Origin of the sequence: Uruburuella suis, assembly GCF_004341385.1 — a bacterium.
Lineage (GTDB): Bacteria > Pseudomonadota > Gammaproteobacteria > Burkholderiales > Neisseriaceae > Neisseria > Neisseria suis.
Genome location: NZ_SLXE01000046.1, coordinates 1 through 12,777, shown reverse-complemented (window position 1 = coordinate 12,777; position 12,777 = coordinate 1). Strand labels below are relative to the sequence as shown.

Below are 12,777 nucleotides of genomic sequence, written 5' to 3'. Positions count from 1 at the left end.
GCAGGTGTATTAGGGTTGTGTGAGAGCTCCCTTTTTACACCTGCTTTCCTTTTTATTCAATGTTATGACAAGTAATTGTGAACAGACCCTAGGGTTTGTTCGCAAATCATCCGCGCGTAAGCTTTTGAGGGCAAAAGCGTGCCTACAAGGCGAAAAGCGCAGCAAGCTTGGCCACCTTGCGCGCATTTTTAACACAGCAGGCGCATTTTTGAGCCAAAAGATTGCCGCATGTAAAGGTAGAATTGAAGGTAGAATAAGCCGCCATGCCATTGAGTGAAATAATAAATGAATGATTTAATTGTTTTTAACAAACCCTACGGTGTGATTTGCCAATTTTCGGCGCATGAAAAGCATGCGAGCCTGAAAGACTATATCGATGCACCCGGCTTTTATCCCGCCGGCCGGCTCGACACCGACAGCGAAGGCCTGCTGCTGCTCACCAACAACGGCCGCTTGCAGGCGCAGATTGCCGAGCCTAAATTCGGCAAGGAAAAAACCTATTGGGCGCAGCTCGAAGGCAGCCCCGACGAAGCCAAGCTAAACCTGCTGCGCCAAAAAATGGATTTGGGCGACTTTATCGCCCGCCCTGCCCGCGTGCGCGTGCTCGATGCTGCCGAAACCGCTGCCTTATGGCCGCGCCAACCACCCATACGCGTGCGCAAAAGCGTGCCCGATTTCTGGCTTGAAATCACACTTGGCGAGGGCAAAAACCGCCAAGTGCGCCGCATGACGGCCAAAGCAGGTTATCCCTGCCTGCGCTTGGTGCGCGTGGCCATCGGCCGTCTGAATTTATTTGAGCAACAGCTGGCTTTGGGGCAATGGCAATACAGCAACGAGAAGCCTTAAAACTTTTTTATTAATTGCGTCCAGCCAAACAAAAAGGCCGTCTGAAAGATTCAGACGGCCTATGCTCATATCTTGATTAAAAACTATTTGCCTTCTGCTTCTGCTTTTTGCAGAATTTCATACAAGCGGTCTTTCAATTGCAGCTTTTCTTTTTTCAGCTCTTCGATTTCATCCAAACCGCTGGTTACCGGGTTATTTACCAAGCCGGTGATTTTGTCGTCCAACGCGTTGTGCTCGTCAAACAAACGGGCAAAGTGTGCATCTTGTTGTTTTAATTTTGAAATCAATTCACGGTATTCCGGAAACATAGCTCTTCCTCTTTTTTACATAATGCAGATTGAAAACCAAGCATTTTATGCTCTCTCTTAACTTCGGTTTCATTATAACAAAATCAGCCTTTTTAGCCAGCTTTTCCAAGCATTTTCACCTAATTTCTTAACAATTCTTGACGCAAAGCAAAGCCACGGCCAAGCTTGCCCTGCGAAAGGCGAGCGCTTACAATCTAAGCCTTCTTTTCACCGGAAACCGCCATGCAAAACGCCATCGAAACCATACGCCAGCACCGCACCTACCGCCATTTCAAAGCCGGCCTCAGCCTGCCCGAATCAGATGTGCAAACCATTATCGATTGCGCCCGCCAAGCTCCCTCGTGGATGAACGGCCAACACTACAGCATCATCAACATCACCGACCCCGCTTTGCGCGCCCAAATCGTGGCGCTGCAACCGGGCAACCCGCAAATCGGCACCTGCAGCACTTATCTGCTCTTCATTGCCGATCTGCACCGCGCCGGCCTCGCCAGTCAAGCCTTTCAGGGCAGCTTTAACGCCGCCGGCGAGCCCGACAGCCTGATCACCGCCGTAACCGACACTTCATTGGCGGCGCAAAATGCCTTGGTGGCCGCCGAAAGCCTTGGCTATGCCACCTGCTTCACCGGCGGCATCCGCCTGATTGCGCCGCAATTAATCGAGCTGCTCGGCCTGCCGGCCAACACCTTCCCGATTTTCGGCCTCTGCATCGGCACACCCGACATTGAAATGGCGCTCAAGCCGCGCCTGCCCGAAAGCAGCGTGTATGCCGAAAACCATTATCCGGCAGAGCAAACCCTTATCGAAGATTTGGCGCAATACGAGCAAACCATGAGCGCATTCGGCGAGGCGCGCGAAAAGCTGCCCTATCGCGAAAAATTCGCCCGCTACTACAGCAACACCTACGCCCCGAAAAACATCCCCTTGCTGCAACAGCAAGGCTGGTTGATTAAATTTGAATAAGTTTCACCTATCAGGCCGTCTGAAATGAAGCGCACTTATCGGCATTTATTCGGCATTGGCGCTCGCTTTGTGCAGCTTGAAGGACGCGAACCGTGGTGGCCGCTCAACGATGCCCAATGGCAGGCCGATCCGGCCGAGAGCCTCGCTTTTTATTTGTACAGCGAGCAGCTTTACCTGCTTGCCGCCGATGAAATCGCGCCCGAAGCCGCCGATAAAGTGCTGGTGTTTACCGAAGCGGCGCGCGCCATTGCCCGCCAGAAGCTCGATGCCGTTGCCATCAGCGAAATCGCCCGCGATTTGCGCGCTGCACAAGCCGAATATGATTTGGAAAAGCTTATCGAGTCTATCGACCGCTATCTGAAGCAAGACGAATGGTTTCCTTGAAAATCCATTGCAAGCGGCCTGTATGAATCAAATTTTGTTGACAATATCACCGTTTTCATAAGCCTCGCAGATGAAATTCGGTTACAATAGCGCCCAGCCGCTTTACCCCGCTTTCAGACGGCCTGATGCTTCTTTCAAGGCCGTCTGAAAGCAAACCCTACCCCACCCTGCTTAAAGGATACGAGCATGTTTTCAAAAAGCGTTACCATCGAAAAATACGACCCCGAGCTGGCCGCAGCCATGGCCGCCGAAGTTGAGCGCCAGCAAGACCACGTTGAGCTGATTGCCTCTGAAAACTACGTCAGCTGCGCCGTGATGGAAGCCCAGGGCAGCCAGCTCACCAACAAATATGCCGAAGGCTATCCGAGCAAACGCTATTACGGCGGCTGCGAGCATGTCGATGTGGCCGAGCAGCTGGCCATCGACCGCGTGAAAAAACTTTTCGGCGCCGAATATGCCAATGTGCAGCCGCATTCCGGCTCGCAAGCCAACCAGGCCGTGTATGCCAGCGTGTTGAAGCCGGGCGACACCATTTTGGGCATGAGTCTCGCCCACGGCGGCCACCTCACCCACGGCGCTTCTGTGAATATTTCCGGCAAGCTCTACAACGCCGTTACCTACGGCCTGGATGAAAACGAAGTGCTCGATTATGCCGAAGTGGAGCGTTTGGCGCAGGAGCACAAACCCAAAATGATCGTGGCCGGCGCATCGGCTTATGCGCTGGAAATCGACTGGGCGAAATTCCGCGAAATCGCCGACAAAGTAGGCGCGTATCTTTTTGTAGACATGGCGCACTATGCCGGTCTGATTGCCGGCGGTGAATACCCCAACCCCGTGCCTTTTGCCGATTTCGTGACCACTACCACCCACAAAACCCTGCGCGGCCCGCGCGGCGGCGTGATTTTGTGCCGCGACAACACCCACGAAAAAGCGCTCAATTCCGCCATTTTCCCCAGCCTGCAAGGCGGCCCCTTGATGCATGTGATTGCCGCCAAAGCCGTGTCGTTTAAAGAAGCGCTGGAGCCGGCTTTCAAAGATTACGCCAAGCAGGTGAAAATCAATGCCGCGGCCATGGCCGAAGAGCTGGTTAAGCGCGGCCTGCGCATCATTTCCGGCCGCACCGAGAGCCATGTGTTCCTCGTGGATCTGCGCAGCAAAAACATCACCGGCAAAGCCGCCGAAGAAGCCTTGGGCAAAGCGCACATCACCGTGAATAAAAACGCTATCCCGAACGACCCGGAAAAACCGTTTGTCACCTCAGGCATCCGCATCGGCACCGCCGCTATGACCACCCGCGGCTTTGATGAAGCCGATGCCCGCGCGCTGGCCAACCTCGTGGCCGACGTGCTGGAAAACCCGGCAGACGAAGCCACGCTGGCGCGCACGGCCGAAGCCGCTACTGCGTTGTGCACGAAAAACCCGGTTTACGGCGCATAAAGTTTATCAAGCTGCAAATTGCCAAGGCCGTCTGAAAGATTTTCAGACGGCCTTTTTTAAGCTTATCCTCAAAACAAGCACAAACACCGCGCGTATTTCTTCGAAGCTGCCCCAAATAGCAGATACGCACGCTGCCCAAAGGCGGCGCAATCGTACGCATGAAACCCTGCCCCCAACTACAGGGCAAAGCAGTAAACTTTTTTAGGATGGATATCACCGCAACACAGCAAAATGCGTCCATGCAAAAAGCAGGCCTTTCGGCCTGCTTTTTTATCCAACTGAATCACCTGACGGTGCAAGGTTTACAGCGCGTCTTTCAGCGCTTTACCGGCGCGGAATTTCGGTGTTTTAGCAGCAGCAATGGTCAGCGGCGCACCGGTTTGCGGATTGCGGCCTTGACGCTCTGCACGCTCACCAACGTAGAAAGTGCCGAAACCGACCAGCGTTACGGTGTCGCCTTCTTTCAAAGCTTTGGTCACAGCATTCATCAAGCCGTCCAAAGCTTTGGTAGCGGCAGCTTTAGAGATGTCGGCTTCTTGGGCAATGGCTTCAATCAATTCAGACTTGTTCACAATAAGTCCCTTTCTATCGTTCGGAAAAATAATGAAAGCCCCGTGGATACGGGCGTGTGGATACAAATTTGATACATCTGCGCCTTTATAGCAAGTCTAAAATCGCCGTGTCAAGCAAAAAGGTGCACAATCTTGAGCTGCTCTGGGGTTTGCGCCCATTCTTCTGCACCTTTTACAACACATTACAATGCTTTTAATGTTTGGTTGCTTTTACACTTGACTTATGGCCTGAAGCTGCCAATGCCACATCGCTGCTACCTGAATCCACTTCTTTCCAAGGCTCAGGCTCGCGCTCCAAACCGAAAGCGAGCACTTCGTCTATCCATTTTACGGCATGGATTTCCAAACCTTCTTTAACGTTTTGCGGAATTTCTTCCAAATCTTTAACGTTGTCTTTCGGAATCAGCACATGTTTAATGCCGCCGCGCAGCGCCGCCAGCAGCTTCTCTTTCAGGCCGCCGATAGGCAGCACTTCGCCGCGCAGGGTGATTTCGCCGGTCATCGCCACATCGGCGCGCACGGGTATGTGCGTTAAGGCCGACACCATCGCCAGCGTCATCGCAATGCCGGCGCTGGGACCGTCTTTCGGCGTGGCACCTTCGGGCACATGCACGTGGATGTCGTTTTTCTCGTAAAAATCAGGCGCAATGCCCAGCGCTTCGGCACGCGAGCGCACCACACTCCAAGCGGCTGAAATCGACTCCTGCATCACATCGCCCAATTTGCCGGTGCGCACGATATTGCCTTTGCCTTTGAGCGCCACCGCTTCGATGGTGAGCAATTCGCCGCCCACTTCCGTCCACGCCAGCCCGGTTACTTGGCCGATGCGGTTTTCTTCTTCGGCCACGCCGTAGTCGAAGCGGCGCACGCCCAGATAGTCGTGCAGATTGGCGGCATTCACCACCACAGGTTCTCGTTTCAGACGGCCTTTGTCTTCATGGGCACGTTTGTCTTCAGCCAAGGCAATCTGCATCACCACTTTGCGGTAGATTTTGGCGATTTCGCGGTCGAGCGAGCGCACACCGGCTTCGCGGGTGTAGTAGCGGATAATGTCGCGCACCGCGCTCTCTTCAATCTCCACTTCGCCGCCTTTCACACCGTTGCGTTTGATTTGCTTGGGCAGCAGATATTGCATGGCGATGTTGATTTTTTCGTCTTCCGTGTAGCCGGCCAGGCGGATGATTTCCATGCGGTCGAGCAAGGCGGGCGGAATATTGAGGCTGTTGGATGTGGCGATAAACATCACATCGCTCAAGTCGTAATCCACCTCGGCATAATGATCGACGAATTTGCTGTTTTGCTCGGGGTCGAGCACTTCCAGCAGCGCGCTGGCGGGGTCGCCGCGGAAATCGTTGCCGAGTTTGTCGATTTCATCGAGCAAAAACAAGGGGTTTTTCACGCCGGCCTTGGCCATGTTTTGCAGGATTTTGCCGGGCATCGAGCCGATATAGGTGCGGCGGTGGCCGCGGATTTCGCTCTCGTCGCGCACGCCGCCCAAAGCCATGCGCACATATTGGCGGCCGGTGGCTTTAGCGATGGATTCGCCCAGCGAGGTTTTACCCACGCCCGGCGGCCCCACTAGGCACAAAATCGGGCCTTTGAGCTTATCCACCCGTTTTTGCACGGCTAAGTATTCGAGAATGCGCTCTTTCACTTTTTCCAAGCCGTAATGATCGGCATCCAGCACCAAATCGGCTTTGGCAATATCTTTGCTCACGCGTGATTTTTTCTTCCACGGCAATTCCAGCAAGGTGTCGATATAGTTGCGCACCACGGTGGATTCGGCCGACATCGGCGGCATCATTTTGAGCTTTTTCAATTCGGCCAGGCTTTTTTCTTCGGCTTCTTTGCTCATGCCGGCTTCTTTAATCTGCTTTTCCAGCGCATCCAATTCGCCGCGCTCGTCTTCTTCGCCCAGCTCTTTTTGAATCGCTTTCACCTGCTCGTTGAGATAATACTCACGCTGCGATTTTTCCATTTGGCGCTTCACGCGGCCGCGGATACGCTTTTCCACCTGCATGATGTCGAGCTCGGCTTCAAGCTGACCAAGCAGATATTCCATGCGCGCGGCAATGCTCACGGTGTCGAGAATTTCTTGTCGCTGATCCAGCTTTAATTGCAAATGTGCGGCAATGGTGTCTACCAGGCGGCCGTTGTTGTCGATGCCGTGAATGGTGTTGAGCACTTCGCCCGGAATTTTCTTGTTGAGCTTGGCAAACTGATCGAATTGCGACAGCAGCGTGCGGCGCAAAGCTTCGATGTCGGCGCTGTCGCCATCGGTATCGTTGATGGCTTCGACATGCGCCAAAAATAATTCGCCGGTGTCTTCCACCGTGAGCGCGCGGGCACGGCGCACACCTTCCACCAGCACTTTTACCGTGCCGTCGGGCAGCTTCAACACCTGCAACACATGGGCAACCGTGCCCATTTCGTGCAAATCTTTTGCATTGGGCTCTTCATCATTGGGATTGCGCTGCGCCAGCAAAAACACCGGCTCATCGTTATCCATGGCCAAATCAAGCGCGGCAATCGATTTGGGCCGCCCCACAAACAAGGGCAGCACCATGTGCGGATACACCACCACATCGCGCAGCGGCAAAGTGGCCAGTGCGCTATATTCCTCAAAATGCTTATCTGTTTTCATTTTCAATCCCTGTTTTCCAGTATTCAATCGGGTTATGCGCAAAGTTGTGCCGGAATATGTTTTTTCAAGGCTTGCCCCGCATTCGTCGGCAGAATCGATACACAGCGCTTCTTCAGCCAAGCTGCAGCTGCATTTTGCCGCCGTGCCCACAGCCGTTTTTTGGCACCGCCGGCTTGAAAAAACACAGCGCGGCGGCATTTATGGATTCAGCCAACGGATTGCGCTAAAATGAGCGCCATCCGCTATCTATTTAAAAGCAGGCCGTCTGAAACGGTTTCAGACGGCCTCTATCGCGAAATAAAGATTTAAAGTGATGCAAAACTTTTTTATTTATTCCGCTCTATTCTTCCACGCCAAGGAGCCGCCATGTCAGAAGAAAAAACCACGCTCATCGAGTTTCCCTGCACCTTTCCGGTGAAAATTATGGGTGCGCACCATCCCGAATTTGAAAACACGATTTTAGATGTGATCCGCGAGCACGCGCCCGACACCGAGCCGCACCAAATCAGCACCCGCCCCAGCAGCAAAGGCAATTATTTGGGCGCCACCGCTCAGGTAAATGTGGAGAGCCAAGAGCAGCTCGACAAGATTTACCACGCGCTCACGGCGCACCCCATGGTTAAAATGGTGCTCTAAACATGAAAACCGTGCAACTGGGCTTGGCCGATTACGCGCCCGTGTTTGAAGCCATGAAAGCATTTAACGACACGCGCAACGAAGCCACCGAAGATGAATTGTGGGTGGTGGAGCATCCACCCGTGTTCACCCAAGGCCTCGCCGGCAAACCCGAGCACCTGCTCATACGCGATGATATTCCCGTGGTGCAGATCGACCGCGGCGGCCAAATCACCTATCACGGCCCCGGCCAGCTCGTGGTGTATACCCTAATCGATTTCAAGCGCCGCCAAACCAGCGTGCGCCACATTGTGAGCGCGCTTGAAAACAGCATTATCGCCACCCTGGCCGAATACGGCATTGCCGCCGCCGCCGATCCTGAGCGCCCGGGCGTGTATGTGGGCGCTAAAAAAATCGCCTCGCTGGGGCTGCGCATCAAAAACGGCGCGGTATATCACGGCCTTGCGCTCAATATCGATATGGATTTAAGCCCGTTCACCCATATCAACCCCTGTGGCTATGCCGGCATGGAAATGACCCAAATGGCCGATTTGCTGAGCCCCTGCCCCGGCTTGGCAGAAGTGGCCGCCAAACTCACAGGCCATCTGAACACACAACTCGCATTGAAAGACTCTCTATCATGAGCGAAATCAAAATCGACCCCAAGCAAGGCATCAAACTCAAAGGTGCCGACAAAACCGCGCGCATCCCCATCAAAGTGGTGCCGCTCGACGAAAAAATCAAAAAGCCCGAATGGATACGCGCCAAGCTGCCCACAGGCAAGAAATTTTTTGAAATCAAAAATATTCTGCGCGACCAAAAAATGCACACCGTGTGCGAAGAAGCCAGCTGCCCCAATATCGGCGAATGCTTCAGCAAAGGCACCGCCACCTTTATGATTATGGGCGACATCTGCACCCGCCGCTGCCCCTTTTGCGACGTCGGCCACGGCCGCCCCAACCCGCTTGACGCCGACGAGCCGAAAAACCTCGCCGAATCCGTGGCCGCCATGAAGCTGCGCTATGTGGTGATCACCTCGGTGGACCGCGACGACTTGCGCGACGGCGGCGCCCAGCACTTTGCCGACTGCATCCGCGCCATTCGCGAAAAAAGCCCGCAAACCAAAATCGAAATTCTCGTGCCCGATTTTCGCGGCCGCCTCGATATCGCGCTGGAAATCCTCGCCCAAACCCCGCCCGACGTGATGAACCACAACCTCGAAACCCATCCGCGCCTGTATAAAAAAGCCCGCCCCGGCTCCGATTACCAGCACTCGCTCGAGCTTTTGCGCCGCTATAAAGCCATGATGCCCCACATTCCCACCAAATCCGGCATTATGGTCGGCTTGGGCGAAACCGATGACGAAGTGCGCGAAATCATGCACGACATGCGCGCGCACAACATCGAAATGATCACCGTCGGCCAATATTTGCAACCTTCAGACGACCATCTGCCGGTGCTGCGCTACGTTACCCCCGATCAATTCAAAATCTTCGAAACAGAAGCCTACCAAATGGGCTTTACCAACGCCGCCATCGGCGCGATGGTGCGCTCCAGCTACCACGCCGACGAGCAGGCCACGCAGGCGCTGGGAGAATTGTAAACAGTTGCTTAATGACACACAGGCCGTCTGAAAGAAACATTTCAGACGGCCTGTTTTTATCAACCTCTGCTGCAAAGCATCGACACTTTCTGCAAAAAATGCTTACTCATCACCCACCAAACCGCATTCAGACGGCCTTTCCACGCAAACACCGATGCCAAATAAAAATAAGCAATGCCCGCCCACGCACAAACACGCATTCAAGCTTGCACGCGGGCGCAAACCGCCGTATAATCCGCGCTTTCGCAATCCACCGCGAAACATGCCATCCGGAGAGGTGGATGAGTGGTTGAAGTCGCACGCCTGGAAAGCGTGTATACGTTTATAGCGTATCGAGGGTTCGAATCCCTTCCTCTCCGCCAGTTTTTTAAAAGAAAAATCCCTTGATTATCAAGGGATTTTTCTTTTTCATTCCGCTTAAATGCCCAAAGCTCTGCTAAAAATGGCACAGCAAACCATTTTTCAGAACATATAGCCCGAAGCCCGTCATAAACGCACACAATCGGGCGCATACATTCTCTTGCACACGCTTGCCAAAGCCGCCTTCAGCCACTAAAGTGAGGCCGTCTGAAACCCTTGCACAGAAAGCCTGCCATGTTGTTTGTTTTATCGCCCGCCAAAAACCTCAACGAACGCACCCCCGCGCCCACCGCGCAACACACCCAGCCCGCTCTTTTAGGCGAAGCCGAAAAGCTGATGGCTCAATTGCGGCCGCTGGCGCCGCAGGATTTGGCCGCGCTGATGCATGTTTCCGATAAAATCGCCTTGCTCAATGCCGAGCGCAACGCCGCTTGGCACACGCCTTTCACGCTCGAAAATGCCAAACAGGCGGTATATTTGTTTAACGGCGATGTGTATGAAGGGCTCGATGCCGAGAGCCTGCCCGAAGCCGCCATCGATTATCTGCAACAACACCTGCGCCTGCTCTCCGGCCTCTACGGCTTGCTGCGCCCGCTCGATTTGATGCAGCCCTACCGCCTGGAAATGGGCACGCCGTTTGCCAATTCGCGCGGCAAAAACCTTTATGCTTTTTGGGGCAGCATCATTGCCGACACGCTCAATCAAACTTTGGCCGCAAACGGCGGCAACACGTTGATCAATCTGGCCTCACATGAATATTTCAAAGCCGTTGATGCCCGCCGCCTTAATGCCCGCGTGATCACGCCGATATTTAAAGACGAAAAAAACGGCCAATACAAAATCATCAGCTTCTACGCCAAAAAAGCCCGCGGCCTGATGGTGCGCTATGCCGCCGAGCATCAGATTGCCGAGCCAGAAGCACTCAAGCATTTCGACTACGCAGGCTATGCCTTCAATGCCGCCGCTTCGTCTGAAAACGAATGGGTGTTTCTGCGCGCGCAAACCGCCACATAAAACGATTGCAATAAAAACAAAAAGCTAATCCCATCAGGCACCAAAATGCTTGGCAAAACGGGCAAACTGAGATAATATGCCCGACTTCAAGCAACGGAAGCGTGGCAGAGCGGTTTAATGCAACGGTCTTGAAAACCGTCGAGGGTGTGAGCCCTCCGTGAGTTCGAATCTCACCGCTTCCGCCAGCCTTGAAACAGTTTTACATTTGGAGGTTTGGCAGAGCGGTTTAATGCAACGGTCTTGAAAACCGTCGAGGGTTGATAGCCCTCCGTGAGTTCGAATCTCACAGCCTCCGCCAAAATGCAAAACCCGCTGATTAATCAGCGGGTTATTTTTTCTATAATACTGTTTAAATCATGCGCAGGTCGGATACAAATATCCGAGCGATAAATTTCGCGGCCGTCTGAAAATATTTTCAGACGGCCTGTTTTACTGCATGATGACGACTTATTCGGCTTGCCGGTGCATTTTATCTAAAGCCTGCTCAAATCGCCGCCAGCTCGGCACGCATCTGCCGAATCACCGCTTCATAATCGGGCTGGCCGAAAATGGCGGAGCCGGCCACAAAAGTGTCGGCACCGGCTGCCGCCACCGCCGCAATATTGTCCACCTTAATGCCGCCATCCACTTCCAGCGCCACATGGCGGCCGCTCTCGCCCTCATACATATCGAGCAAATCGCGAACCTGGCGGATTTTCACCAGCGTTTGCGGAATAAAGCTTTGGCCGCCGAAGCCGGGGTTCACCGACATCAACAACACCATATCCAGCCTGTCGAGCACGTTTTCCAATACATAAACCGGCGTGGCCGGATTGAGCACCAAGCCTGCCTGGCAGCCCAAATCTTTAATCAAACTCAGGCTGCGGTCGACATGGCGGCTGGCTTCGGGGTGGAAAGTGATGATGTCGGCACCGGCCTTGGCAAACGACTGAATCAAATCATCCACCGGCTCCACCATCAAATGCACATCCACCGGCACCGCGGCATAAGGCTTGAGCGCCGCACACACCATCGGGCCGAAAGTGAGGTTGGGCACATAATGATTATCCATCACATCAAAATGAATCAAGTCGGCACCCGCCTCCACCACCCGGCTCACTTCCTCGCCCAAGCGGGCAAAATCGGCCGATAAAATGCTGGGTGCAATGCGAAATAATGTGCTCATCTTTTTTATTTTCTCCGTTTTCAGACGGCCGCCTGCTTTGCCCGAACAAGCTAGGGCATTGATAACAAAGCGGCAATTTAATTAGACAAAAAAGCATTTTTTAAACGATAATGCCGTTTTTACGCAAGTTTACCGCCATTATACCGTGTTTCACACGTGTATCGGCTACATTTCTGACCCATGAAACCTCAGGGAAACAATGTGTTTAATCTCTTGCCCCCCCCGGCGCTGATGGCGCTGGCCCTTGCCGGCATTTTGCTGGGCGGCGTTGCTCAGGCACAAGCCGCGCAAATGGCGGTGCAGCTTGACGATTTCCAGCCCAATTGCGACATCCGCCAGCTCTCGCTCAGCCCCGAGCAGCGCAATCAGCTGCGCAGCATCCGCACCGAGCATAAAAAAGCGCTCGACCAAGCCAACCGCAAAAACGACCGCATCAATCGCAACCGCCAACGCAACCTGATGCGCATTTTGGCGGCCGATGATTTCAACGAATCGTTTGCGCGCGGCTATGTGGGCGAGCGCTACGCACCCAGTATGGATTTTGCCGTAGACGAATTAAAAATCCAGCACCGCTTTTTTCAGCTGCTCACACCCGACCAGCGCCGTTTATGGCTGAATGCCTGCCTGAAATAAACAAACCTTGCCATAAAAAATCAAGGCCGTCTGAAACCCATTTCGTTTCAGACGGCCTTATAGATACGGCAACTAATTATTGAATATTCACATCCTCTTGCCCGCAGCAGAAACCTGTTCCCTCTCCCGTGGGAGAGGGCTAGGGCGTCCTGACAATTACTTGTCATAAAGGCAGCCATAGCATAATACAAGCTAAAGCAACTACGCTTTCATAATGCCTTTTCAAACGATCG

13 protein-coding genes and 3 tRNA genes are annotated in these 12,777 nt (G+C 53.6%); 12 read left to right on the top strand and 4 right to left on the bottom strand.

Going from position 1 to position 12,777, the window contains the following annotated elements:
• The first annotated feature begins 285 nt into the window (after positions 1-285).
• Entirely contained in the window at positions 286-846 is a 561-nt protein-coding gene (locus EV680_RS11290) for a pseudouridine synthase (RefSeq protein WP_132954845.1), read from the top strand.
• Between the two features lie 83 nt (positions 847-929).
• Here the strand turns inward: EV680_RS11290 and EV680_RS11285 are convergent, their stop codons facing one another.
• Positions 930-1,154 (bottom strand): HP1242/YdcH family protein, encoded by a 225-nt coding sequence (locus EV680_RS11285; protein ID WP_132954844.1) that lies wholly within the window; start codon positions 1,152-1,154, stop codon positions 930-932.
• A gap of 222 nt (positions 1,155-1,376) precedes the next feature.
• On the opposite strand from EV680_RS11285, the gene EV680_RS11280 reads away from it, so the two are divergent.
• The 3 genes from EV680_RS11280 (at position 1,377) to glyA (ending at position 3,938) form a co-directional block, all read left to right on the top strand.
• Positions 1,377-2,117 carry a nitroreductase family protein gene (locus tag EV680_RS11280; RefSeq protein WP_132954843.1) on the top strand — a complete coding sequence of 247 codons (741 nt, stop codon included), beginning with the start codon at positions 1,377-1,379 and terminating at the stop codon, positions 2,115-2,117.
• 24 nt (positions 2,118-2,141) lie between these two features.
• On the top strand, positions 2,142-2,501 hold the full coding sequence (locus tag EV680_RS11275; RefSeq protein WP_132954842.1) for a hypothetical protein: 360 nt from the start codon (positions 2,142-2,144) through the stop codon (positions 2,499-2,501).
• Between the two features lie 186 nt (positions 2,502-2,687).
• Positions 2,688-3,938, top strand: coding sequence for a serine hydroxymethyltransferase (gene glyA / locus EV680_RS11270; RefSeq protein ID WP_132954841.1), 1,251 nt, complete (start codon positions 2,688-2,690; stop codon positions 3,936-3,938).
• Between the two features lie 302 nt (positions 3,939-4,240).
• Here the strand turns inward: glyA and EV680_RS11265 are convergent, their stop codons facing one another.
• Both EV680_RS11265 and lon read right to left on the bottom strand, forming a co-directional pair.
• Complete coding sequence (locus tag EV680_RS11265; RefSeq protein ID WP_132954840.1) at positions 4,241-4,510, bottom strand: HU family DNA-binding protein; 270 nt, start codon at positions 4,508-4,510, stop codon at positions 4,241-4,243.
• Between the two features lie 193 nt (positions 4,511-4,703).
• On the bottom strand, positions 4,704-7,154 hold the full coding sequence (gene lon / locus EV680_RS11260; RefSeq protein ID WP_132954839.1) for an endopeptidase La: 2,451 nt from the start codon (positions 7,152-7,154) through the stop codon (positions 4,704-4,706).
• Positions 7,155-7,520: 366 nt separating this feature from the next.
• Here lon and EV680_RS11255 point away from each other — a divergent pair, with 366 nt between their 5' ends.
• The 7 genes from EV680_RS11255 (at position 7,521) to EV680_RS11225 (ending at position 11,044) form a co-directional block, all read left to right on the top strand.
• Positions 7,521-7,790 (top strand): HP0495 family protein, encoded by a 270-nt coding sequence (locus EV680_RS11255; RefSeq protein WP_132954838.1) that lies wholly within the window; start codon positions 7,521-7,523, stop codon positions 7,788-7,790.
• Positions 7,791-7,792: 2 nt separating this feature from the next.
• Positions 7,793-8,413: a lipoyl(octanoyl) transferase LipB gene (gene lipB, locus EV680_RS11250; RefSeq protein ID WP_132954837.1), complete on the top strand. Its 621-nt coding sequence runs from the start codon at positions 7,793-7,795 to the stop codon at positions 8,411-8,413.
• Entirely contained in the window at positions 8,410-9,372 is a 963-nt protein-coding gene (gene lipA, locus EV680_RS11245) for a lipoyl synthase (protein WP_132954836.1), read from the top strand. The genes lipB and lipA overlap by 4 nt, the downstream gene beginning before the upstream one ends.
• Before the next feature lie 271 nt (positions 9,373-9,643).
• Positions 9,644-9,734: transfer RNA gene (locus EV680_RS11240), tRNA-Ser, on the top strand.
• Between the two features lie 232 nt (positions 9,735-9,966).
• Positions 9,967-10,746, top strand: coding sequence for a peroxide stress protein YaaA (gene yaaA, locus EV680_RS11235; RefSeq protein WP_132954835.1), 780 nt, complete (start codon positions 9,967-9,969; stop codon positions 10,744-10,746).
• A 95-nt stretch (positions 10,747-10,841) separates the two neighbouring features.
• A tRNA-Ser gene (locus EV680_RS11230) sits at positions 10,842-10,931 on the top strand.
• 22 nt (positions 10,932-10,953) lie between these two features.
• A tRNA-Ser gene (locus EV680_RS11225) sits at positions 10,954-11,044 on the top strand.
• Positions 11,045-11,230: 186 nt separating this feature from the next.
• Here the strand turns inward: EV680_RS11225 and rpe are convergent.
• On the bottom strand, positions 11,231-11,911 hold the full coding sequence (gene rpe, locus EV680_RS11220) for a ribulose-phosphate 3-epimerase (protein ID WP_132954834.1): 681 nt from the start codon (positions 11,909-11,911) through the stop codon (positions 11,231-11,233).
• A 201-nt stretch (positions 11,912-12,112) separates the two neighbouring features.
• Here rpe and EV680_RS11215 point away from each other — a divergent pair, with 201 nt between their 5' ends.
• Entirely contained in the window at positions 12,113-12,544 is a 432-nt protein-coding gene (locus EV680_RS11215; RefSeq protein WP_243650401.1) for a Spy/CpxP family protein refolding chaperone, read from the top strand.
• The last annotated feature ends 233 nt before the right edge of the window (positions 12,545-12,777 follow it).